General features: G+C 72.3%; 21 protein-coding genes and 2 riboswitches. Of the genes, 14 read left to right on the top strand and 7 right to left on the bottom strand.

Annotated elements, in window-relative coordinates:
* Positions 1 to 96 precede the first annotated feature (96 nt).
* From AC559T_RS33415 to AC559T_RS33400, 4 genes are all read left to right on the top strand, one after another.
* Complete coding sequence (locus tag AC559T_RS33415; RefSeq protein ID WP_020460099.1) at positions 97 to 753, top strand: response regulator transcription factor; 657 nt, start codon at positions 97 to 99, stop codon at positions 751 to 753.
* A gap of 174 nt (positions 754 to 927) precedes the next feature.
* Positions 928 to 1,161, top strand: coding sequence for a hypothetical protein (locus AC559T_RS33410; RefSeq protein ID WP_041254064.1), 234 nt, complete (start codon positions 928 to 930; stop codon positions 1,159 to 1,161).
* 14 nt (positions 1,162 to 1,175) lie between these two features.
* Positions 1,176 to 1,814 (top strand): DUF5134 domain-containing protein, encoded by a 639-nt coding sequence (locus AC559T_RS33405; protein ID WP_498871236.1) that lies wholly within the window; start codon positions 1,176 to 1,178, stop codon positions 1,812 to 1,814.
* Positions 1,815 to 1,944: 130 nt separating this feature from the next.
* Entirely contained in the window at positions 1,945 to 2,529 is a 585-nt protein-coding gene (locus tag AC559T_RS33400) for an LppP/LprE family lipoprotein (protein WP_498871235.1), read from the top strand.
* 100 nt (positions 2,530 to 2,629) lie between these two features.
* On the opposite strand, the gene mce is transcribed toward AC559T_RS33400, so the two are convergent.
* The 3 genes from mce to glyA form a co-directional block, all read right to left on the bottom strand.
* Positions 2,630 to 3,055, bottom strand: coding sequence for a methylmalonyl-CoA epimerase (mce, locus tag AC559T_RS33395; RefSeq protein ID WP_020460102.1), 426 nt, complete (start codon positions 3,053 to 3,055; stop codon positions 2,630 to 2,632).
* Between the two features lie 244 nt (positions 3,056 to 3,299).
* Entirely contained in the window at positions 3,300 to 4,079 is a 780-nt protein-coding gene (locus AC559T_RS33390; RefSeq protein WP_498871234.1) for a peptidoglycan-binding protein, read from the bottom strand.
* 275 nt (positions 4,080 to 4,354) lie between these two features.
* Positions 4,355 to 4,521: riboswitch (cyclic di-AMP (ydaO/yuaA leader) on the bottom strand.
* Between the two features lie 365 nt (positions 4,522 to 4,886).
* Entirely contained in the window at positions 4,887 to 6,149 is a 1,263-nt protein-coding gene (gene glyA, locus AC559T_RS33385; RefSeq protein ID WP_498871233.1) for a serine hydroxymethyltransferase, read from the bottom strand.
* Positions 6,150 to 6,179: 30 nt separating this feature from the next.
* A riboswitch (ZMP/ZTP riboswitch) is annotated at positions 6,180 to 6,268 on the bottom strand.
* A gap of 688 nt (positions 6,269 to 6,956) precedes the next feature.
* On the opposite strand from glyA, the gene AC559T_RS33380 reads away from it, so the two are divergent.
* The 7 genes from AC559T_RS33380 to AC559T_RS33350 are packed head-to-tail and all read left to right on the top strand — an operon-like array spanning position 6,957 to position 16,248.
* Positions 6,957 to 8,516, top strand: a complete 1,560-nt coding sequence (locus tag AC559T_RS33380; RefSeq protein ID WP_498871232.1) for an ABC transporter substrate-binding protein — start codon at positions 6,957 to 6,959, stop codon at positions 8,514 to 8,516.
* A gap of 28 nt (positions 8,517 to 8,544) precedes the next feature.
* Complete coding sequence (locus AC559T_RS33375) at positions 8,545 to 9,585, top strand: ABC transporter permease (protein WP_498871231.1); 1,041 nt, start codon at positions 8,545 to 8,547, stop codon at positions 9,583 to 9,585.
* Positions 9,582 to 10,535 (top strand): ABC transporter permease, encoded by a 954-nt coding sequence (locus AC559T_RS33370; RefSeq protein WP_112108321.1) that lies wholly within the window; start codon positions 9,582 to 9,584, stop codon positions 10,533 to 10,535. Before AC559T_RS33375 ends, AC559T_RS33370 begins: the two co-directional genes overlap by 4 nt.
* Positions 10,528 to 11,580 (top strand): ABC transporter ATP-binding protein, encoded by a 1,053-nt coding sequence (locus tag AC559T_RS33365; protein WP_498871230.1) that lies wholly within the window; start codon positions 10,528 to 10,530, stop codon positions 11,578 to 11,580. Before AC559T_RS33370 ends, AC559T_RS33365 begins: the two co-directional genes overlap by 8 nt.
* Positions 11,577 to 12,794: an ABC transporter ATP-binding protein gene (locus tag AC559T_RS33360; protein ID WP_498871229.1), complete on the top strand. Its 1,218-nt coding sequence runs from the start codon at positions 11,577 to 11,579 to the stop codon at positions 12,792 to 12,794. The genes AC559T_RS33365 and AC559T_RS33360 overlap by 4 nt, the downstream gene beginning before the upstream one ends.
* On the top strand, positions 12,791 to 13,870 hold the full coding sequence (locus tag AC559T_RS33355; RefSeq protein WP_498871228.1) for an LLM class flavin-dependent oxidoreductase: 1,080 nt from the start codon (positions 12,791 to 12,793) through the stop codon (positions 13,868 to 13,870). Before AC559T_RS33360 ends, AC559T_RS33355 begins: the two co-directional genes overlap by 4 nt.
* A 20-nt stretch (positions 13,871 to 13,890) precedes the next feature.
* Positions 13,891 to 16,248 carry a molybdopterin-dependent oxidoreductase gene (locus AC559T_RS33350; protein ID WP_498871227.1) on the top strand — a complete coding sequence of 786 codons (2,358 nt, stop codon included), beginning with the start codon at positions 13,891 to 13,893 and terminating at the stop codon, positions 16,246 to 16,248.
* Between the two features lie 4 nt (positions 16,249 to 16,252).
* Here AC559T_RS33350 and AC559T_RS33345 read toward each other — a convergent pair whose 3' ends face one another.
* The 4 genes from AC559T_RS33345 to AC559T_RS33330 form a co-directional block, all read right to left on the bottom strand.
* Positions 16,253 to 17,149, bottom strand: a complete 897-nt coding sequence (locus AC559T_RS33345; protein WP_071065925.1) for a class II aldolase/adducin family protein — start codon at positions 17,147 to 17,149, stop codon at positions 16,253 to 16,255.
* 44 nt (positions 17,150 to 17,193) lie between these two features.
* Positions 17,194 to 18,432 (bottom strand): acyl-CoA dehydrogenase family protein, encoded by a 1,239-nt coding sequence (locus AC559T_RS33340; RefSeq protein WP_498871226.1) that lies wholly within the window; start codon positions 18,430 to 18,432, stop codon positions 17,194 to 17,196.
* Positions 18,433 to 18,572: 140 nt separating this feature from the next.
* Positions 18,573 to 19,253 carry a peroxiredoxin-like family protein gene (locus AC559T_RS33335; RefSeq protein ID WP_498871225.1) on the bottom strand — a complete coding sequence of 227 codons (681 nt, stop codon included), beginning with the start codon at positions 19,251 to 19,253 and terminating at the stop codon, positions 18,573 to 18,575.
* 41 nt (positions 19,254 to 19,294) lie between these two features.
* Positions 19,295 to 19,834, bottom strand: a complete 540-nt coding sequence (locus AC559T_RS33330) for an LLM class flavin-dependent oxidoreductase (RefSeq protein ID WP_498871224.1) — start codon at positions 19,832 to 19,834, stop codon at positions 19,295 to 19,297.
* 1,168 nt (positions 19,835 to 21,002) lie between these two features.
* Here AC559T_RS33330 and AC559T_RS33325 point away from each other — a divergent pair.
* The 3 genes from AC559T_RS33325 to AC559T_RS33315 all read left to right on the top strand — a co-directional run.
* On the top strand, positions 21,003 to 21,779 hold the full coding sequence (locus AC559T_RS33325; RefSeq protein ID WP_112108328.1) for an SDR family NAD(P)-dependent oxidoreductase: 777 nt from the start codon (positions 21,003 to 21,005) through the stop codon (positions 21,777 to 21,779).
* Positions 21,780 to 21,836: 57 nt separating this feature from the next.
* Positions 21,837 to 22,703, top strand: coding sequence for a TauD/TfdA dioxygenase family protein (locus AC559T_RS33320; protein ID WP_498871223.1), 867 nt, complete (start codon positions 21,837 to 21,839; stop codon positions 22,701 to 22,703).
* A 145-nt stretch (positions 22,704 to 22,848) separates the two neighbouring features.
* The coding region (locus AC559T_RS33315; RefSeq protein ID WP_498871222.1) for an MFS transporter at positions 22,849 to 23,290 on the top strand (442 nt) is incomplete at its 3' end.

The raw sequence follows: 23,290 nt of genomic DNA, 5'->3' as shown, positions 1-23,290 counted from the left end.
GAGCGAACGCGGGGTTCCTACCGGATGTCCCCCGGAACGGCCCCGGGTTATCCCGGTGCGTGACCGGGCCGTCCGGGGGACGTGAGAAGATCCGGTGTGCGTGTTGCGATCGCCGAGGACAGTGGGCTCATCCGGGAGGCGCTCAGCGTTCTGCTCGCGACCATCGGGGTGGAGGTCACCGCCTCCGTGCCGACCGGGACGGAGCTGCTCGCCGTCGTGCGGGACGCCCCGCCCGACGTCGCGATCGTGGACATGCGGATGCCCCCGACCAGGACCAACGAGGGGCTGCTGACGGCCCGCGCGCTGCGGCAGGCGCACCCGGGGATGGGCGTCCTGGTGGTCACCGCGCACGACGACGACCCGTTCGCCGCGGACCTGTTCGCCGGTGGCGCCGCCGGCATCGGGTACATGCGCAAGGACAACATCACCAACCGGCAGGCGTTGAAGGACGCCCTCGAGCGGCTCCGCGAGGGGCAGCCGGTCATCGACTCGCACATCGCCGCGCGGCTGCTCGCAGGCTACCCGCAGTCGCAGCGACTGAGCGGGCTGTCGGAGCGCGAGCGCCGCATCCTCGAGCTGATGGCCCAGGGCCTGTCGAACAGCGGGATCGCTCAGCGGGTGCACCTGAGCCCGAAGACTGTCGAATCCCACATCGCGAGCATCTTCACCAAGCTGGGGCTGCGGCCGGAGCCAACCGAGAACCGCCGGGTGCTCGCCGTCCTGGCCTGGGCGGACGCCGCCCGCCACGGCTGAGCCCGCCCGCCACGGCTGAGCCCGCCCGCCACGGCTGAGCCCGCCGGCCACGGCTGAGCCCGCCGCCACGCCTGCCGCCGGCCACCCGCCGGCGCCACGGTGGGCGGATTCGGTCGGCTCTGCGGGCCCGACCGCTTACACTCAGATGATCTTATCGTCGTCGTGCGAGGTGCCATGAGCGGGTCGGACGCCCTGAATCGCGTCATCACGTTCTGTGGGAAGTGCAGCTGCGGCTGCCCGGAGCTCTACATCGACCACCACGCCGCGGCCGACCGCCGGGTCGTCCTCACCGACGACTTCGGCCAGCGGATCCAGATGAGCATCGAACAGCTGGAAGTCATCGTCGACGAGGCTCGGGCGGGTCGCATCAGCTCGCTGGTGGCCGCCGAGCTCGCCGCTGGGGGGTGACCCACCGCCACCCGGTGGCCGCGGACCTGGTTCCGCTGGCCGGTCCGCTGGCCGTAGCCGCCGGCGTGGCCTCAATCATCGTCGCAATGATCCACTTGTGGCGGATGCGCGCCCTGCTCCGCCGCCCGGTGGCGGCGGACGGGCCGCGTACGCACGCGTCCGCCGCGGACGGCTGGATCGAGGGCGGGCACGTGCTGGTCGCGGCCGGGATGGCGGTCATGTTCACCGGCCCCGCCCGGCTCGTCGGCTCCTGGCCGTTCCTCGCGCTGTACCTGGCGTTGACGGCGGCGCTGCTCGTCGGGCTCGTCACCCATCCCCGGTGCAGTGCGCCGGGCATGTGGTCCTGCTGTGCGCTGCTCGTCGTGGAGGCGGCGGCGATGGCGTGCATGTCCGGGGCGGCCTGCGTCGCCGGCTGGCCGCTGCGCACCGACGGGGCGATCGGCGCCTGGTGTGTCGTCATCTTCGGCGGGGCGTGCCTGGCGGCGCTGGCCGGCCCGTCGGCGCGCCGGTTCGCCGCGCCGCCGCCGGCGCGCCCGCGCGTCCGTGAGCTGGCCGCCCGGCTGATCCGGATCTTTCCGGAACCGGTCGTCCCGCGCGGATCCCGACTGATCATGTCGGGTGGAATGATCCTGATGCTCCTCGCCCGTACCTGATCGCCCACTCCCGTACCCCCCGGGTGACCTGCTCCGAAACCGCGCATTCCACTCCCTGAGCGGGCGGCGAGCCCGAAGTGCGCCTACGGTCGGCCGGTCGGCAGATACGAGGCCCAAGGGGGCGGTCGCCATGCGTCGAGTCGTGTTCATCTCCGTACTGGCCGCCGCGGTCATCTTGAGCGGGGCGGCGTCTGCGGTGTCCGCCGCGCCGACCGCGGTGCAGTCACCCCCGGCCGCCACACCGGGCGCCGCGCGCAGCCCGGGTGCTGCGGCCAGCTCGGGTGCCGTGGCCAGCCCGTCAGGCCCTGGCAGCTCGGCCGTCGTGGCCGGTTCGTTGAGCCTGGCGGAGGCGTCGGGCCTTGTCCGCGGCCGTGGTTACACACCGATCACCACGGACGGCTACGAGCCCACCCACGATCTCAGCGTGATCGTCGGGCGGCTGTCCACCTCGGTGGACGGCCATCCGCAGCAGGCCTTCTTCTTCCACCGCGGCCGGTTCGTCGGGACGGACGCCGTCGCGAGCGCGGGCGTGCGGTGGGTGTGGTCGACCAGCGAGGTGGTGGCGCTGCAGTACGACCTGTACCGCCCGGCGGACCCGATGTGCTGCCCGAGCGCGGGCGCGGCGAGCGTGCGGTTCCGCTGGGACGGCACGTCGGTCGTGCCGCTCGACCCGATCCCGACCAGCAAGTGGACCGCCGCCGAGAGCCGCCGCTGACCAGCGACGCAGTGCCGGTGGGACCGCCGGCGGGTGGGACCGCCGCCGCGGCCGGGCCCGGGTCAGCCCCCGGGCCCGGCCGCGCTGGTCACGCCGGAGGTCAGTGGCCCTCGGCCGCCTCGACCAGCTCGGTGAGCACCCCGCCGAGGCCCTTCGGGTGCATGAACGCGATCCGGCTTCCGGATGTCCCGTGCACCGGCGTCTTGTTGACCAGGTCGAACCCGGTGACGGTGAGCGCCGCCAGCGCCGCGTCGATGTCCGCCACGCCGTAGGCGATGTGGTGGATGCCGGGGCCCTTCTTCGCCAGGAACTTCCCGACCGGGGTGTCCGGGCGCACCGGCTCGAGTAGCTGGACGTAGGAGCCGCCCGTGTCGCCGTGGTGCACCAGCAGCATCGCCTCGCGCACGCCCTGCGCCTCGTTCGTCTCCTGATGCGCGACCTTCAGGCCGAACGCCGCCTCGTAACGAGGGATGGCCTCCTCCAGCGAGGCCACGGCGATTCCGACATGGTCGATCCTGGTCAGCACAAAAATCGCTCCTGCCTCGTGGACGGGCGGCCCTGGTCGCGTCCTGCCTGGCGGGCCAGAACTCCGAGCCTGCCCGGATCCGGCCCGGCGGTCCACTGAAGCGGCAGGTCGGCCGTGTCGGGCGCGCCACCCCCGCCCGGCCACGGGCTTGGCCACGCCGTCCGGTCGCCGCCCCGTCGCGGCCCGGCACCGGCGTGCCCGGGCCGCGACGTGGACGGCTCGACGGCCGCGCGCCGCCCCTGGATCAGGCGAACAGCCTGTCGTGGGTGAGCGGGCCCACGACGCCGTCCGGGACGAGGCCGTTCTTCTTCTGGAAGTCGACGACCATGTGGTTGGTCTGCGGACCGAACCGGCCGTCGATGGTGATCGGGTAGCCGATGGCGGCGAGCTGCTTCTGCACCAGCGCCACGTCCCAGCGGACGCCCTCGACCCCGAGCCGCATGTAGCCCGAGCTGGCGGGCGCCGGTGCCGTCGCGGCCGGTGCGGCCGGTGCGGCCGGCGTGACGGCCGAGATCGTCCGGGCGCCGGTGCCGCTGCCCACCGCGGCCGCCGCCGCGGCGCCGCGGGCCAGGTACTTCACGTGCATGCCGTTCTTGTAGGCGCTCCAGGCACCGATGCCCTGGCTGGCGCATACCTGCCGTGCGGCCCAGGCGTTGACGTTCGGGTCGTAGAGGTTGCGGCTACCGACCCAGCTCGAGTGCGCGCGCATGTTGATCTGCCAGAGGCCGCGGGAGTCCTCACCGACCGTCGCGTGGGCCGTTGTGTTGCCGCCCGACTCGGCCAGCGCCACCGCGACCCAGGTGCTCAGCGGAATCCCGCGGCAGGACGGCAGGCCCGCGTTCTGCGCCGCCTGCGCGATGGTGACGTCGGAGGCGGTGGCCGCGCTCGCCGGGCCCGCGGTGAACATCAGGCCCGCCGACGCGCCGATGACGCTCGCCGCGGTGACCACGGCGGCGCGGCCTCGCCCGGGTCCCCGTCCGGAGGTGTTCGGACGGCTGGACCTGCGGTGCTTTCCATGCGACATCTAAGAATCTCGTTTCTGCTATGAAGAACAGAGCTTCTGAATGTCCGGATGGGAAATTGATCCGTACACGGATCAAAAAGTTACGGCAACGATTCGCCCGGCGAGGGAAGCATGGCTCAGTGCGCCGGCGTTCTGTCGGCGTAAAAGTATTCCGGACCTGGTGGGTCTAGATTTCCTGCGTCAACCCCGGGATGCGGGCACTGTGCGGCCGCGGCGGCTGCCCGAGGGACGGGTGAAAGGCCCGCCTGGGTGATCCAGACATGCGTGCGTACACGACGATCCTTCCCGTACGCCTGCGAGGTTAGCTGTCGGGTTCGGGCCGGGAAGCCCGGTCGGCCTTTACCGCATCTGCGGCGCGGTCGACTTCACCCCGAGGACGGCCGCCCGTGCGCGGGTGGCCGTCCGGAGGAACGTGGTTCCCCCGCTTCTGCCCTGCTGATCGCTAGGAGGGGACGACGGGCCTAGGGCAGAACTCGGCGTACGGCCCGTCGCTTGCTGCGAGCCAGGACACCGTAACGAACTACTAAGGGTAATCGCAAGTACTAATTTTCTTGTACCGACGGCGCATCCTGGTCACGATGCGTACACAGAATCGAGATCGAGACACTCCGGGCAGTAACCGGCGACGCTGCGGCGCGGGCATCCGCCCGGACGTCGCCACACCCGGCGCGGACGGCGACCGGGGCTGCGGGGGAGCTGGGCCGGGCATGCCTCGGCCCGGGCGCCTTCGTGCGCGCCCGGGCCGAGGGTGAGGGGGAGTCGGCGGTGCCGTTGGGCCGGCCGGCTGGAGGTTCCCCGCTGGGTCGGTCAGACCCAGCCGGGCATCGGGTAGGCCGACATCAGGTCCCTGACCTCGCCCGCGATCCGCTCGATGGTCGCCTCGTCCGCGTCGCCGGCGGCCTTGACGGCCTCGTCGATCCAGGCGGCGAGGGTGGGCATCTGCTCCGGACACAGCCCGCGGGTCGTGATCGCGGCGGTTCCCAGGCGCACCCCGGACGGGTCGAACGGCTTGCGCGGGTCGAACGGCACCGTGTTGTAGTTCAGCTCGATCCCGGCCCGGTCGAGTGCCTTCGCCGCCGGCTTCCCGGCGACTCCGCGACTCGTCAGGTCAATGAGGATGAGATGGTTGTCGGTGCCGCCGGTGATGAGATCGAAACCGCGTCCGGAAAGCGCCTCGGCGAGCGCCTTCGCATTCGCGACGACCCGGTGCGCGTACTCCCGGAAATCTGGTGTCGCGGCCTCCCGCAGGGCGACCGCGACGGCGGCGGTGGTGTGGTTGTGCGGGCCGCCCTGAAGGCCCGGGAAAACGGCCTTGTCGAGTGCCGTCGCGTGCGCGGCGTCCGACATGATCATGGCGCCGCGCGGGCCGCGCAGCGTCTTGTGCGTGGTCGTCGTGATGACCGGAGCGTGCCCGACCGGCGATGGGTGGGCGCCGCCGGCGATCAGCCCGGCGATGTGGGAGATGTCCGCGACGAGCACGGCGTCGATCTCGCGGGCGATCGCCGCGAACCCGGGAAAGTCGATGGTGCGGGGGATCGCCGTCCCGCCACAGAAGATCACCTTCGGCCGGTTCTCGAGGGCGAGGTCGCGGACCTCGTCCAGGTCGACCCGCCCGGTGTCCTGGCGGACCCCGTACCGGACCCCGCGGAACCAGCGGCCGGTCGCCGACACCGTCCAGCCGTGGGTCAGGTGGCCGCCGGAAGGCAGGCCCATTCCCATCACCGGGTCGCCGGGCTGCAGGAAGGCCAGGTAGACCGCGAGGTTGGCGGGGGAGCCGGAATACGGCTGGACGTTCGCGTGCTCGACGCCGAACAGCGACTTCGCCCGGTCGATCGCCAGCGTCTCGATCGGGTCGATGACCTGCTGGCCCTCGTAGTAGCGCTTGCCGGGGTAGCCCTCGGAGTACTTGTTCGTCAGCACCGAGCCGGACGCCTCCAGCACGGCGGTGGAGACGTAGTTCTCGGACGCGATCAGGCGGATCTTCTCGTACTGCCGCCGGGCCTCGGCCTCGACGAGGCCGCCGATCTCCGGATCGGCGGCGGCCAGGTGGGTCATCGCGGGCTCATGCATGTGTACCTCCACGCGGACAGACGTCTACGTCGGAGGCGCCCAGGCGCACGGCGCCGCCAGCAGCTTCGTCGCTTCCCGGTGGTTGCTTCCACCCGAGCGCGCCAGTCACGACCCTTCGCCCGCCATCGTAGTGGCTCGGTCCCGCTTCCCACCGGCGGGTGATCGGCGGCCCCTCCTCGGGTGCGCCGGCCCGCAATGGTGACGTTCGTCACGTCTGGGCTGTCGCTTCGGTTACGGATGGCATCCGAGCTGGCGGTTGAAGTCACCGGGATCGCTGCGCCGCCGCGGTGGTTAATGGCCGAAATGCCTGCCATCAAGAGGAATCTTTGGGAATCGGACATACCCGACAGATGGGATGGGGGCGGCTCCTTGCAGGTCATCGTCCCTGGTCAGCTGTTGACGCCGCCCCGGCCAATCGGGCATTGTCCACCTATGCGGTCGAGATTCCTCCCCGTGGCGTGTCGCTACGTGGACTACCGGCGGACGTCCAGCGCACTCTGTCGCTGACATTTCCGCTTCCGTATCGACCCCTCCGGCGGAAAGGTTCCAGCGGGAGACGCCGACCGCAGCCTGACCGTGCCATGTGATCGCGACCGTCGCTGCGGGTTTGCGGGGTCCAGCGTCACTGGCCAGGTCTCTCATCCCCGTTTCCACTCCACCCCTATCCATGTCTACCGAAGACATGTCCCAGGCGGAGCCCGAATTCAGGGCGTCGGTGACCGCTGATTGCGGCCTGCCTACGCATCGCTACGGGCCACGCCTGCTATTCCGCGCGCCCACTTTTCTGCGAAAGGACGACCGTCCCCCGTGAACGCACCTCTCCGAGCCGATTCGACGCTAATGGGCCGCCGTGGCTTCCTCGGTCTCGGCGTACTCGCTGGCTCCTCCCTGCTGCTCGCCGCCTGCGGCGACGACAGCGGTTCGGTCTCGTCCGCCGGCAAGGAGGGCGGGACGTTGCGTTGGGGCTGGTCGACCGTCACCTCCTGGGACCCGGTGACCTCGTCCGCGGGCTGGGACGTGCACGCGCTTTCATTGGCCTACGCCGCCCTCACCAAGCTCGACGAGAAGGGCAACCCGGTACCGGCGCTGGCCGAGTCGTGGAAGTACAACGCGGACGGGACCCAGGTGGCCTTCACCCTGCGGGCCGGCCTGACGTTCAGCGACGGCACACCGCTGAACGCGACCGCGGTCAAGAAGAGTCTCGAGCGGGGCAAGAGCTTCCCGGGATCGCTCGTCGCCGCGCAGCTCGCCACGGTGGAGTCGGTGGCCGCGGACGACGACGCCCGGACCGTCACCATCGAACTGGCCGCCACCGACTACCAGATCCCGAGCCTGCTCGCCGGCAAGACCGGCATGATCGTCAGTCCGACGGCCTTCGAGAAGGACGCGAAGGGGCTGGCCACCAAGCCGGTCGGCGCCGGGCCGTTCCGGCTCACCGAGTACGTGCCGAACCAGTCGGCGAAGCTCGTCCGGTTCCCCGAGTACTGGGACAAGGCGAACATCCACCTCGACGCCTTCGAGCTGTACCCGGCGCCGGAGGCGGCGACGGCGGTCCCGGCGCTGCAGTCCGGGCGGCTCGACGTCGCCCAGATCCCGGGCAGCCAGGTCGAGGCGGCGAAGGCCGCCGGCCTCGAGGTGCAGGTCATCCCCTCGCTGGTGATGACGGTTCTCGACGTGAACATCACCATGAAGCCGTTCGACAATCCGAAGGTCGTCCAGGCGTTCAAGCACGCCCTCGACCGCAAGGCGCTCGCCGACACCCAGACCTTCGGGCTCGGCGTGGTCAACTACCAGCCGTTCCCGCCGGGGTACGTCGGCCACGATCCGAGCCTGGACAACGCGTTCCCGTACGACCCGGCGAAGGCGAAGAAGCTGCTCGCCGAGGCCGGTTTCCCGGACGGCGTGGAGGTGCCGCTGACCACCACGGCCACCGGCTCCGCGCTTGCCGAGCAGGTGCAGGCCCAGCTCGCCGAGGTCGGCGTGAAGCTCACCATCGAGACGATCCCGGCGGCGCAGGCCACCCAGATCATGTACATCCAGCACTCGAGGGCGCTGGCCACCGACGGTTTCGCCGGCCGTGACTCGGCCGTACAGGCCTTCCAGGTGCTGTTCGGCGAGCAGGGCCTGATGAACCCCGGCCGGCAGACGCCCCCCGAGCTGACCGCCGCGCTGCAGAAGGTGCGGGAGACGCCGTTGGACGACCCGTCGTACCCGACGGTGCTCCGGGCCGCCACGAAGATCGCGGTCGAGAAGATGCCGAACATCTTCCTCTTCACCACGCCGCGTGTTCTCGCCCGCAAGAAGAGCGTCTCGGAGCTGGGCAGCTTCCTGGCAGTGCAGCGCTTCGAGGGCGTCCGGGTCGGGTAATGCCAGCCACCGACGGTGAGGGCACCAGATGACGACACTCGAGATCAGCCCGGCGGTCGAGCCGGCCGGCGCGGCGGCTGAGCCCCCGGCCGGCCGGTGGGCCGGCTGGGGCAGGGCATTCGCACGGCCGCTGCGCAGTGCGCTGTCGGTGGGCATTCCGGTGGTGCTGCTCTCCACCTTCATCACCTACGCGATGGGGGCTCTCACCGACACCAACCCGGCGGCCCAGGTGCTCGGCGAGACCGCGACACCGGCGGACATCGACCGGATGAACCACTACTTCGGGCTCGACCGGCCGCTGCTCGTCCAGTACTTCAGCTGGCTCGGCCACGCCCTCACCGGCGACCTCGGGCGGTCCTACTTCACCACGCTCCCGGTCACCGACAGCATCACCCAGGCGCTGCCGGTGAACGTGTCGATCGCAGTCCTGTCCGTGCTGCTCGCCGTCCTGGTCGGCGGCGGGCTGGGCATCGGGGCGGCGCTGTCGTCCGGCGGCTGGTTCGACCGGGCGGTCACCATGCTGTGCTCGGCCGTGGCCACCGTGCCGCCGTTCGTCGTCGGCATCGGGCTGATCGTGCTGTTCTCGGTGACGGTCCCGATCCTTCCCTCCGGCGGCTACGTGCCGTTCACCGAGGATCCGGGCCAGTGGCTGCGGTTCGCCATCCTGCCGTCGATCGCGCTGTCGGTGGACGCCGCCGCCGGCCTCGCCCGCCAGCTGCGCACCTCCCTCGTCGGGGAGCTGCGGGCGAACTACATCACCGGGGCGGACGTCCGCGGGCTGACGAGGCGAAGGGTCGTCTTCGGGCACGCCCTGCGCAACGCCGCCGGGCCGGCGCTCACCCTCCTGGGTTACTCCATCCCGCAGCTCATCGGGGCCATGGTCGTCGCCGAGGCGGTCTTCAACCTGCCGGGCCTGGGCAAGCTCGGGCTCGACGCGGCGAGCAAGGGCGACATCCCGGTGATCCAGGGCGTGCTGGTCACCATGATCGGGCTTGTCGTGGTCTGCAACCTCCTGGTCAACGCCGCCCTGCTGCGACTGACACCGCACGCGAAGAGGCAGGAACGATGACGCGGAAGACAGCGGGCCCGTTGCGGCGGGCCGTGCGGCTGCGGTCCACGAAGATCGCGCTGGTGATCCTCGGTGCGGTCGCCGTGCTCGGGTTCCTCGGCGGCACGCTGGCGCCGTCCGACCCGCTCGCCCAGGACACCTCCAACCTGCTGGCCGGCCCGAGCGGCGCGCACTGGCTCGGCACCGACTATCTCGGGCGGGATGTTCTCAGCCGGCTGATGGACGCCACCGGCCGGTCGGTGGTCGGCGCCGTGGAGGCGGTCGCGGTGGCCTTCCTGCTCGGCGTGCCGGCCGGGCTGGGCTCGGTCGTCTTCGGCCGGGTCTTCGAGTGGGTGGCGCAGCGGCTGGTGGACGCGGTGATGACCCTGCCCTACATCATCTTCGCGATCGCCGTGACCGGGATCATCGGCAACGGCCGTGACCAGGCGATGCTCGCCATCGGGGTGCTGCTGGCACCGCTGTTCTTCCGGGTCACCCGCGCGGCGGCGCTCGGCTTCACCCGGGCCCAGTACGTCGAGGTCGCCGAGCTGCTCGGCGCGTCCCGCGGCTGGATCATCCGGACCCACATCTGGTCGAAGGTGCTCCCGACGGTCGCGGTCACCACCGCGCAGCTGTCCGCGGCCGCGCTGCTGGCCGTGTCCTCGCTGTCGTTCCTCGGCATCGGGGTGAAGCCGCCGGCCCCGACCTGGGGCGGGATGCTCTCCAGCGACCTGGGCTTCCTGGCCCAGCAGCCGTGGGCGCCGGCGATCCCGGCGCTGGCCATCATGCTGACCGCCGGCTCGCTGAACGCCATCGCCGACGCGATCCGCGACACCACGGGAATCGCGGTGGATCCGATCGGCCGCGGCGCGACCCGTCCGGACGCCGTGCCGGCGCTCCCGGGGGCTCCGGCCGTCCCGGGAGCGCCGGCCGTGGCCGTCCCCGAGCAGGAGGAGAGGATCCATGCCTGAGCCGGGAACCGGCCGGGGGGACCAGCTGCTGACGGTCGACGGCGTTCGGGTCGCCATCGGCGGCGGGCGGACCGAGGCCGTCCACGGGGTGTCGTTCGAGGTGCGGCGCGGCGAGGCGGTCGGGATCGTCGGGGAGTCCGGCAGCGGCAAGACGCTGGTCTGCCGGTCGGTGCTCGGGGTGCTCGCGCCCGGTTGCGCGGTGACCGCCGGCACGATCGACTTCGCCGGCACCTCGCTGGTCGGCCTGCCGCGCCGAGCCTGGGAGCAGCTGCGCGGTACCCGGATCTCCGCGGTGTTCCAGGACCCGGCCTCGTACCTCAACCCGTCCCAGACGGTGGGCCACCAGCTCGCCGAGCAGCTGTGGGTGAAGGTCGGCAAGCCGCGCCGGGAGGCCCGCACCGCCGCGGTGGCGCTGTTCGACGCGATGGGCCTGCACGAGCCCGAGCGGGTCTACCACCAGTACCCGCACGAACTGTCCGGCGGCATGCTGCAGCGGGTCGTGCTGGCCATCGCGGTGTCCGGCGAGCCGGAGCTCCTCGTCGCAGACGAGGCGACGACCGCCCTCGACGTCACCATCCAGGCCGAGGTGCTGGAACTGCTGGGCAGGCTGCGCAGGGAGCGCGGGCTGGCCGTGCTGGCCGTGCTGGCCGTCTCGCACGACCTCGCCGTCATCGCCGAGCTCTGCGACCGGGTGCTGGTGTTCTACGCCGGCGAGCTCGTCGAGACCGGCCCGACGGCCGAGGTGCTCGACTCGCCGCGGCACCCGTACACCGAGGCGCTGCTGCGGGTCGCCTCGGTCGGCGACTGGGACCGGCGCACCCTCGACGTCATCGACGGCGAGCCACCGCCGGTCGGCGCCGAGATCCGCGGCTGCCGGTTCGCCGACCGGTGTGACTTCGCCGCCCCGCAGTGCTGCTCCGGCCCGGTGCCGCTGACCGAGCAGGCCCCCGACCGGGCCGTCCGGTGCGTACGGGCCAGCGAGATCGCGTTGAGCGGAGCAGGAGCTATCGGAGCAGGAGCTATCGGAGCAGGAGCCGCCGTATGACCAACACCGATCTCGCCGACACCGACCTGGCCGACACCGATCTCGCCGACACCGACCTGGCCGACACCGATCTCGCCGACACCGAACTGGCTGACGACGGCCGTGCCACCACCGGCCGCGCTGCCACCGGCGTCGGCGACACCGGCACGGTGGCGGTCCCGCAGACTGAGCTGTTGCGGGTCGAGGGCCTCGGGCTGTCCTTCCCCCGGCCGGGCGGCGGTCGTCGGGTCCGGGTGCTGGACGACGTGGACCTGAGCGTCCGCGCCGGGGAGATCGTCGGTGTCATCGGCGAGACCGGGTCCGGCAAGACGACGCTGGCCCGGGCGATCGCCGGGCTCGGGGCCCCGGACGCCGGCCGGGTCCTCCTGGACGGCGTCGACATCTCCCAGCTGCGCGGCCGGGCCCGGCGGGACTTCCGGCGCAGCGGCGCGCTCCAGTTCGTCTTCCAGGATCCCCTGCGCGCCCTCGACCCGGACCTCACCATCGGGGCGAGCATCGCGGAGGGACTGGCGATCACCGGCACCGGAACCCGGGCGTCGCGGGCCGAGCAGGTGAGCGGCGCGCTGCGTCGGGTCGGCCTCGACCCGGCGGTCGCCGACCGGCTCCCCGCGCAGATCTCCGGCGGCCAGCGCCAGCGCGCCTCGATCGCCCGCGCCGTCATCGGACGTCCCCGGCTGCTGCTGTGCGACGAGCCGGTCAGCGCGCTGGACGCGTCCAACCGCAACCACATCCTGCGGCTGCTCGACGGGCTCCGCCGGCAGCTCGAGGTCGGGATCGTCCTCATCTCCCACGACCTCAGCTCGCTCGCCGGTATCGCCGACCGGGTGGTCGTGCTCTACCGGGGACGGGTGGTCGAGGACGGCCCGATCGCGGACGTGTTCAGCCGGCCGCAGCATCCGTACACCGCGCTGCTGATCGCCTCCGCGCCGAGCGTCCGCCGCCAGGACCGGCTCGACCCGGCGTCGCTGCGGCCGGCCGCCGGCGCCGACCCCGGCGCCGACTCCGACTCCGACGGGGCGGCGCGGCGGTCGGCGGGCGGCTGCGTGTTCGCCCACCGGTGCCGCTTCGCCACCCACGCCTGCGCCGAGACCCCGCCGCGGCGGGCCGTCGCCGGCCGGCCGGCCGGCGAATGGGCCGCCGCGTGCCACCACGTCGAAACCTGGCGGGACCAGGTCACCGGCTCCACCGCCATCCTGAAGGAGTCCTCAGCGTGAGCATCGAGTTCATCGGTATCGCCAGCACCTCCGCGGGCAGCGAGTCGCAGGCGTGGTCCGGTCCCGTCGTCGACCCGGACTACCTGGAGCGTCTGGTGCGCACGCACGAGGATGCCGGGTTCGACCGGGTGCTCGTCGCGCACAGCTCCGCGACGCCCGACGGCTTCGTCATCACCGACCAGATCCTGTCCCGGACGACGACGTTGAAGGTGCTGCTGGCGCACCGGCCCGGCTTCACCGCGCCGACGATCGCGGCCCGCCAGTTCGCGACACTGGACGCCTTCCACCCGGGCCGGGTGGCGCTGCACGTCATCACCGGCGGCGACGACGCCGACCAGGCCCGCGACGGCGACCTCACCGACAAGGTGACCCGCTACCGGCGCACCGACGAGTTCCTGGACGTGCTGCGCCGCGAGTGGGAGTCGGCCGAGCCGTTCGACTACGACGGTGACTTCTACACGGTTCGCGGCGCCCGGTCGTCGGTCCGCCCCGAGGGCCGCATCCCCATCTACTTCGGCGGCGCGTCCGCGGACGCCGTCCGGGTCGGCGGCAAGCACGCCGACGTGTACGCGTTCTGGGGTGAGCCGATCGCCGGGATCGTCGAGCGGATCCGCCAGGTGCGGGCCGCCGCCGCGCCGTACGGCCGCGACCCCCGGTTCAGCGTCAGCCTGCGCCCCATCCCCGCGGACACCGAGCAGGCCGCCTGGCAGCGCGCCGCGGACATCCTGGAGCTCACCAGGCAGCGGGTCGGCGACCTGAAGAAGGTGATGAACGTCGACGGGTCGGCCCAGGTCGGCAGCCAGCGGCTGCTGCGCTACGCCGACCAGGCGGACGTCCACGACAAGCGGCTGTGGACCGCGGTCGCCAAGGCCACCGGCGCCGCCGGCAACTCCACCGCGCTGGTCGGCAGCTACGCGCAGGTCGCCGAGTCGCTCGTCGACTACGTCAACGTCGGGGTGTCGACGCTGCTCATCCGCGGCTTCGCGCCGCTGGACGACGCCCGGGACTACGGCACCCTGATCCGTCTCGTCCGCGAGCAGACCGCCGACCGCGAGCCCGTCGGCGCCTCCGCCTGACGACGGGCCCGGCCCGCGTTGTGACCGGCCTGCGGCCGACGACCTCGCACTGGGGCGCCTACGGCGTCCGGGTCGGCCCGGACGGTGGGATCACGGTGGTCCCGCATCCGGACGATCCGGCCCCGTCGCCGCTGCTCGGCAACGTGCCGGGCGGGCTGCGCCATCCGACCCGGGTGGCGCGGCCCGCGGTCCGCCGCGGCTGGCTGGAACACGGCCCGGGGCCGGCCGGCACGCGCGGGCGGGAGGAGTTCGTCGAGCTCGACTGGGACGAGGCGCTGGACCTGGTCGCCGCCGAGCTGGACCGGGTCCGCCGCGAGCACGGCAACCAGGCGATCTTCGGCGGCTCGTACGGCTGGGCGAGCGCCGGGCGCTTCCACCACGCGCAGAGCCAGCTCCACCGGTTCCTCAACACCATCGGCGGCTTCACCTCGTCCCGGAACTCCTACAGCCTGGGCACGTCGCTGGTGCTGTTGCCCCACCTCGTCGGCAGCGCGGACGAGGTGCTGCGGGCCGCCTCGTCCTGGCCGACGATCGTCGAGAACACCGAGCTGATCGTCGCCTTCGGCGGCATCCCGGCCAAGAACGTGTTCGTGACGCCCGGCGGCGTCACCCGGCACGGCACGCCCGGGTACCTCGCCGCACTCGCGGCCCGCCGCGTCGAGATGGCGCTGGTCAGCCCGCTGCGCACCGACCTGCCCGGCGGTGTCGACATCCGGTGGTACCCGATCGTGCCGGCCACCGACGCCGCGCTGATGCTCGGGCTCGCCCACACCCTCGTCGCCGAGGGCCGTCATGACCGGGCGTTCCTCGACCGTTACACGGTCGGCTTCGGCGAGGTCGAGAACTACCTGCTCGGCCGAGCCGACGGCGTGGTCCGGGATGCCGCCTGGGCGGCGTCGATCTGCGGCATCCCGGCCGCGGACATCGTCGGGCTCGCCCGCCGGATGGCGGCCCGCCGGACCCTGATCACCGTGACCTGGTCGCTGCAGCGCATCGAGCACGGCGAACAGCCGGTCTGGGCGGCGCTCACGCTGGCCGCGATGCTCGGCCAGATCGGCCTGCCCGGCGGCGGCTTCGGTCACGGCTACGGCTCCATGGGCGACGTCGGAGACCCCGGCCCGACCGGACGCATCCCCTACCTGCCGCAGGGCCGCAACCCGGTCACCACCTTCATCCCGGTCGCCCGCATCGCCGACATGCTGCTGCATCCCGGCGCGCAGTACGACTACGACGGCGACCGCTACACCTACCCTGACATCCGCCTGGTCCACTGGGCGGGCGGAAACCCCTTCCACCACCACCAGGACCTGTTCCGGCTGCGCCGCGCCTTCGCCAGACCCGACACGATCATCGTGCACGAGCCCTACTGGACGTCCACCGCCCGGCACGCCGACGTCGTGCTGCCCGTCACCACCACCCTGGAACGCGAGGACATCGGCGGCGGCCGCCGCGACACCCATCTGCACGCCATGCACCGGGCGGTGGCACCGGTCGGCGCGGCCCGCGACGACTACGACATCCTCGCGGGCCTGGCCGGCCGCCTCGGCGTCGTCGACGCCTTCACCGAGGGCCGCGACGCCCGCGGCTGGATCGAGCACCTCTACACGGCCTGGCGCGCGGACCTGGTCCGGCGCGGAACGGACGTGCCCGCCTTCGAGGAGTTCTGGGCCGCCGGCGAGTACCGGCTGCCCGGCGGGCCCGGCCACCACACCCTGTTCGAACGGTTCCGCGCCGACCCGGACGCGCACCCGCTCGCCACCCCCAGCGGCCGGATCGAGCTCTTCTCCGCGACCGTGGCGTCCTTCGGCTACCCGGACTGCCCCGGCCATCCGGTCTGGCTGGAACCGACCGAGTGGACCGGCGCGCCACGAGCCGCCGCCTACCCGCTGCACCTCATCGCCAACCAGCCGGGCACCCGGCTGCACAGCCAGCTCGACGGCGGCGCGGTCAGCCAGGCCGCCAAGATCGCCGGCCGGGAGGCGGCGCGCCTGCACCCCGCCGACGCCGCCGCCCGCGGCATCGCCGCCGGCGACGTCGTCCGGGTGTTCAACGACCGCGGCGGCTGCCTCGCCGGCGCCGTGCTGACCGACGAGCTGCGCCCCGGGGTCGTCCAGCTGCCCACCGGGGCCTGGTTCGACCCGCTCGACGAGGACCCGGCGGATGAGCACGGAGAAGGGTCCCCGCCAGGAGCGGGACTGTGCGTGCACGGGAACCCGAACGTGCTCACCGCCGACGTGCCGACCTCCCGCCTGTCCCAGGGCTGCGTCGGCCAGCACGCCCTCGTCGAGGTCGAACGCTGGACGGGCGAGCCACCGCGGCTCACCGTCGACGCGCCGCCCCGGCTGGTCTCCCGACCGGGCCGGGGCGGCACCCTCTGACGAGCTAGTCGAGCAGGTCGGGCTGTTCCTCGACGATGATCTCGTAGAGGGCCTCGAAGGACCAGCGGGCGCCCTCGTCACCTCGTGCCTGGCTGGCGGTGGCGCTGGCGATCTCGTGGTCCAGGAGCCGCAGCGTCCCGGCCGCCGCCGCGACGAGCTGGGTCCGCGCCGCCCGCTCCGCGGCGATGTACCAGTACGCCGCCGCCTCGACGCTGGTGCCGACGGTGAGCAGGCCGTGGTTGCGCAGGATCGCCAGCTTGTGCGGGCCGAGCGCGGCGGCGATCTTGCGGCCCTCCTCCTCGTCCAGCACGACCCCGTTGTACTCGTCGAAGATCACGTGATCCTCGTAGAACGCGAGGGAGTCCTGGGAGATCGGATGCAGCGGCTCGCCGATCGCGGCGAGCGCCCGGCCGTACAGCGCGTGGGTGTGCGCGGCGCCGACGACATCCGGTCGGGCGGCGTGGATCTGCGAATGGATGGTGAACGCCGCCCTGTTCAGCGGCGGCTTACCCTCGACGATCTCCCCTTTGTCGTCGACCAGCAGCAGGTTGGAGACCTTGATCCTGCCGAAGTCGAGGCCGAGCCGGTTGACCCAGAAATGGTCGGTCAGCTCGGGGTCGCGGGCGCTGATGTGGCCGGCCAGTCCCTCGGCGATGCCGAGCTTGGCGAAGAGCCGGTAGGCGGCGGCGAGTTTGCGCTTGCGGTGCAGCCGCTCCTCCTCGACCGTCCGGACCGGCACCGGCCGAGGCCACTGCCCGCCCTCGGCCGGCGCGACCAGCCCGGCCCACGGGCTCGTCCGCTCACCGTCGGACGTTGCCGGGGCCACCGTTGCCGGGGCCACGTCCGGCGTCGGCGCCGGCGGGATCGCCGGTGCCGGGGTGTCATGGGTGGAAAGTGTCATGTCTGGGGTTGTCCTTCCTCATCGGGCCTCAGCCTCATCGGGCCTCAGCGAGGACCGGCGGCGGGCAGACCGAGCGCCGTCCGGCCGGCCGTCGCGTAGACGACGTCGTCCTGCGGGGTGTGAACGCGGCTGCACAGCACGTCGCGCAGGTGGCGCTCCAGCGGATTGGCCCTGGTCAGCCCCGGGTTGCCGATCAGAGCGACGGCGTCCGTGACGGTCTTGACCGCGGCGGCCGTCACCGCGGTCTTCACCCCGTTGACCTGCGCCGCGACGTCCGGGTCGGCCGCGTCGGAACGCTGCGCGAACGCCCGGACGAGGCCGCGGGCGTTCGCCAGCGCCACCTCGATCTCGCCGACGGCGCTCTGGAACCGGGGCAGGCTCGACAGCGGCGCGCCCAGGTTCGTCGGGGTGCGTTCGTGCAGGTAGCCGACCAGCCAGTCGCGCGCGGCCTCGGCCACCCCCAGATAGATCGAGGCGATCGCCAGCGCGTTCCAGGCCGCCGCGGCCGGAACGAACGGAAGAGGCACCTCCCCGGCCGGCAGCCCGACGGCCGCGTCGGGGCCCACCCGCACCCGGTCGAACACCACGTCGTGGCTCTCGGTGGCCCGCATGCCCAGGTGGTCCCAGGTCCGCACGATCGTGATGCCGGGCGTGTCGGCCGGGACCAGGAACGAGCCGGCCCGGGCCGCTCCCGAGGACGGCGGCCGCGGGTCGGTGGCCGCCCAGACCAGCATCCAGCGCAGCACCGGCGCGCCCGTCGAGTAGGTCTTGCGGCCGGTGATCTCCCAGCCGTCGCCGGTCCAGCGGGCGGTGGTGGCCGGCACCCCGCCGCGGGCGGGCGTGCCGAGGTCCGGTTCCACCCGCAGCGCGTTGATCAGCGCACCCTCGTCCAGGCAGCTGGCCACCACCCGTTCGTAGGTCCCCACCGGCCAGCCGGGGGGATCGCCGACATGCGCGTGGAACAGCAGGTTCATCGCCAGGACGAGGGCGGTGGCCGGTTCACCCCGGGCCACCGCGCCCAGCACCTCGGTCACTGTGGCCAGCCCGGCCCCGGCCCCGCCGTACCGGCTCGGGACGGTCAGCGAGAGCAGCCCGGCGGCGTGCAGCGCCCGGATGTTCGCGACCGGGAAGGTGCCCGTCCGGTCGTGCTCGGCGGCGGTGGCCGCGAACTGGGCGGTGAGCTCGGGCAACAGATCCAGCCGGGGCTGGGGTCGCGGCTGCGGCTGCGGCCGCGGGCGTGCCAGCCCGGGGTCGGTCGCCGACCGCGCGGTCGGATCGGCCATACGGAACCTCCCGATGAACAGGCGCCGGGAACGCCCGGCGCGGGCGGTGGACACGGGGGACACGGGCCGGACCTTCACGGGAAGCCTGCCCGGCGGGCGGCGCCGCGGCTACCGGGCGCGGCTACCGGGCTCGGCCGCGGCTACTGACCGACGAGGGGCCGGACCGCCGCGAGAACGGCCGCGGACTCGGTGCGCACCATCCAGTCGGGATGGACGTCGGCGAACCGGACAGTCCGGTCGCGGTCGATGACGACGACCGTCGGGTACGGCAGCACCCAGTCCCCGGTGCCGAGAATCGCACCGAGATCCACGCCTCTGCCCCGGGACTCGTCGCGTGCCGCCTCCGCCGGCGCGAACCCGATACCGAACGAGTCGATCAGAACCCGGTCGGGGTCGCTGGCGACCAGGAACTCGAAACCGTGCCGCTCCTTGATCGCCGCCAGCCTCTCGGCGATCTGGGGGCTGACGATGACGAGGTGCGCACCCAGCTCGCGCAGGGCCGGCGCGAGGGTGAGCTGGTAGCCGCGCAGAGCCGTGTTGCACGCGGGGCAGCCCTCGAACCGGAAGAAGACGAGCACCACCGGCCCGTCGGCCAGCAGGTCGTCGAGGACGACGGAGCCGCCACCGACCTCGGCCAGCGCGAAGGGTGGCACCACGTCGCCCGGTCTGACGAAGCGCTCGCGGTCCGCGTTCTCCTCGAGGGACCGCCGCAGGTCGGTGTGGGCCCGGAGCTGTTCCGGCGCCCATTCCGCGTCCCGGGCGGCCTGCAGCTCGTCCAGGAAACCCTGGACGGTCACCGGCACCGTTCCGGTCTGGCTCATCTGGAGGCTCTCCTTCTTCAGGGCTTTACGCCGTCGCCGCTTTACGCCGTCGCCGGTACGGGTTGCCGGGATTCGGTTCGCCCGGCGGCCGCCGCGGCGAGGTCGCGTCGGCGCACCTCGTCCCGGACCAGCGGAATGAGCTGCCGGCCGTAGTCCACCGCGTCGTCATAGGGGTCGTAACCGCGGATGAGTAGCGTGCTGACGCCGATGTCGACGTAGTCCAGCAGGGCCTGCGCCACCGTTTCGGGCGTGCTGACCAGCGCCGTAGAGTTGCCGCCGGCTCCCGTCGCGGCCGCCAGCGCCGTCCACAGGGCACGGTCGTGCCGCTCGCCGCGGGACGCCGCACCGGGCCGGTGGGCCACCAGGAAGCCCAACCGCTCGGTGTGCGCCGCGGCGTAGGCGGCGACATGTGTTCCGTCCGGCGAGCCCGAGGAGTAGCCGATCAGCACCCGGTCGAAGTCCGCGTCCTCGTGGGCCCGGGCGAACCGGCGGACATACCGGTGATCGATCAGCGGCCCACCCCCGTCCCGGATCTCCGACTGCTCCGTGGTGCTGATCAGACCGATGAACTCGACCGGCATGTCATCTCCCTCAGTAGTTCTGCCCGGCCGGGACCGGATTCCCGGCCGGCCGGGACCGGGTTGGCGGATTGACGGACCGACGACCGCGGGTCGGGCTCCTGCCGTGCCGACGGCGCGCGCCGGAGGAGTGGCGGGTCCACGGCCACTCCGGCGGCGTCTCGCGGCCCACCGCGCCGCCCGTCGGCGGGGAATGCGGACCGAGCCGCCAGCACCTCAGCCGGCCGAAGGGCAGGAGAGGACGCGAAAATCCGCTGTGGGCGCGGGGAATTCGGCAAAACCAAAAAGTGATTTCCGCGTCGAACGGGGTGGGTCGGCCAGCGGAATATCAGGTTCCGCGACAGCGGCCGGACCGCACCCGCGCGAAGTCCACGCACCGACGGCGGGTCAGCGCGGGGCGGACGTACATGCAGCAACGGTGCGGCAGACCTCGACAATTGTCAAGTTTTCCGGTGTAGATAGCGGTGAAAGGGTGGATCGCCCGACCGGCCGCGTGATCGATCCGGGGGCGTCGCCGTTCCGGCGCCTTGGGTATGTGATGCGGATCACTTTAAATCCACGCTTGACCGATCGACAAACTTTGGTCATGTTGGGTCCGTGTTGAGGACTGCGTACCTGGTCACGCGACAGCACATCGACCTGCTGCGAGTGACCTCCGCGAGCTGTCCGGACCGCCGCGGCGGGCTCTGACGCCCAGCGTCCGGGCCTGAACGGCCCGGCGGACGACAGGTCCGTGGTGGCCACGCCGACCTGGCGCGGTCACCGGGCCGCGGCGCCCTCGCGCGCCGACCTCAAGAAGCTACCCGGCGCCCGGCGCCCATGATCTGAGCGCGTCTGGCGTAGCTGGTCCGCCTGGTCAGCCTGGCACGTCTGCTCCGCGGAACGGCTGATCCGTGGCGCGCCCGGTAAAGGCGTCGGTCGCCGAGCCCCGAAGGGTCACCCGTGCTCGGCGTGCGCACCCCGCTCCACCGACCGTGGTGCCGCCCACCACCGGATCCCGGCGGGCAGGTGGTGCCCCGTCCACCGCCGACGAGAGCTGACGGACGGGCCGTCCGCACGGAAACGTCCGCACGGAAACGTTCGCCGCCCCGGTGTTCCGGCCGGCGGCGGTCCCCGAACTGCGCCGCGTGGGCGGAGCGGCGGGGCATTGGACAGATGACAGGGAGCACGAGTGGATCTCCGACTTTCCGGCCGACGGGCGATCGTCACCGGCGGCAGCCGCGGTATCGGGCGGGCGATCGCCCGAGCACTGCTTGCCGAGGGTGTGCAGGTCGTCATCGCCGCCCGTGACGCCGACGTGCTGAAAGCGGCCGCGGCCGACCTGACGGCCGCGACCGGCGGGACGGTGCTGCCGGTGGTCGCCGACACCGGCAGCGACACGTCCGTCCAGGAGCTGGTCGAGACCACCGTCAGCGAGCTCGGCGGCGTCGACATCCTCGTCAACAACGCGGCCAGACCCGGGGGCGCCGGCGGTCCCGGCGGCGCGCGGGCGCTGTCCACCGCGGACGTCGCCGCCGACTTCAACGTCAAGGTGCTCGGTTACCTGCGCACCGCCCAGGCGGTCGCCCCGCACTTCATCGCCCAGGACTGGGGACGGATCATCAACATCGGCGGGCTGGCGGCCCGTCAGGTCGGCCTCGCCTCCGGCTCCATCCGCAACGTCGGTGTCGCCGCCCTCACCAAGACCCTCGCCGACGAGCTCGGGGCACACGGCGTCACGGTGAACGTGGTGCATCCCGGACTGACCCTCACCGGTGACCATGGCGGCACGGTCGTCGTCCCCGACGAGTACCTCCAGGCCGCCGCCGCCCGCATCTCGATCGGGCGAGCCGTCACCGCCGACGAGGTGGCCTCGGTCGTGGCCTTCCTCGCGTCCCCGCTCGCGGTCGCGATCACCGGCGAGTCGATCGCCGCCGGCGGCGGCACCCAGGGCCCCATCCACTACTGACATCCGCTGCTGACCGGCAGCACCCGACCCGGTAGCACCCGACCGAAGGGACACACAGTGACCACTGTCGTCGAACCGCCCGTCCGCTCGTCGTTGGCCGTCCAACCGCTGCAACCGACGATCGGAGCGGAGATCAGCGGCGTCGACCTCCGGGAGCCGCTCACGCCCGAGGTACGCGACGAGATCAAGGCGACCCTGCTGAAGTACAAGGTCGTCTTCTTCCGGGACCAGGAGCTGACCCAGGAGCAGCACGAAGCCTTCGCCCGGCAGTTCGGCCCCCTCTACACCCATCCGGGTGCCGCCAGGCCCGACTCCGGCGCCGCCCCGGCGATTCACCGGATCGCCAGCGAGGACTTCAAGAAGTACGAGAAGGCACATGTCCCGCAGGCCGGTGACGACACGTGGGACCCCTACCACACCGACACGAGCTGGCGGCTCGTCCCGACCTGGGGAGCGGTGCTGCGGGCGGTCCACCTGCCCGAGGTCGGCGGCGACACCATCTGGGTCGACGCCGCGCTCGCCTACCAGGGCCTGTCCGACGACGTGAAGGCCCGGCTCGAGGGCCAGCACGTCGCCCACGACTACCGTGCCGCGCTGCACCAGTCCGGACACGACTATCCGGTGGTCGCCCATCCGGTCGTCCGCGTGCACCGGGAAACCGGCGAGAAAATCGCCTGGGTGAACTTCACGCAGCGGCCGACCATCCTCGGGCTCGACCGTGCCGAGAGCAGGGAACTGCTGACGGCGGTCATCGACCAGTACCGCAAGCCGGCGAACCAGGTGCGGTTCTCGTGGCGACCGGGCTCGGTCGCGTTCTGGGACAACCGTGCCACCGTCCACTACGCGGTCCGCAACTATGGAACGTTCCCGCGCCTTCTGGAAAGGATCCTCATCGCCGACGAGACGCTCTACGCCGACCTTTAGGAAGACCCTGCCGCACCGGCTCGACCTGATGACCTGATGCCGCCGGCGCGACACCCGGTCGATGCCCCACTTCGGACCTGGCGGGTCGGGGGGAAGTCCTCGGCCCGCCTCCGGACCGACCTGCATGCGTGGTGGCCAGCCAGCCATGGAGCGCGAAGACTCCGGACGCGTCGACGCGCGGGAGACGGATGCAGGGCCGCGGCGCTGGTGGATCCTGGGGGCTCTCTGCCTCGGCCTGGTCGTCGTCGAGGTCGACGCGAGCATTCTCAACGTCGCGATCCCGTCCATCGCGGCTGACCTTGACGCCGATCCGGCCGACATGGCGTGGATCGTCGACTCCTTCGTCCTCTCCTTCGCAAGCTTCATGCTCGTCGCCGGACGCCTGGGCGACCGTTTTGGGCACAAAAGGATACTCGAGGCGGGACTCCTGCTGTTCTCCCTGGCCTCCTTCGCCGCCACCTTCGCGGACTCACCCGCGGGCCTGGTCGCATGTCGCGCGGTCCTCGGTATCGGCGCCGCGGCTGTCCTGCCGACATCGAGAGCGCTGGTCATGGCGGCGTTCCCCTCCGCCGAGCACCCCAGAGCCC

Source organism: Frankia sp. Hr75.2, assembly GCF_949319125.1.
Taxonomy (GTDB): Bacteria; Actinomycetota; Actinomycetes; order Frankiales; family Frankiaceae; genus Parafrankia; species Parafrankia soli.
The sequence above is the reverse complement of the archived record's forward strand: the minus strand, read 5'-3'. Positions and strand labels throughout refer to the sequence as shown.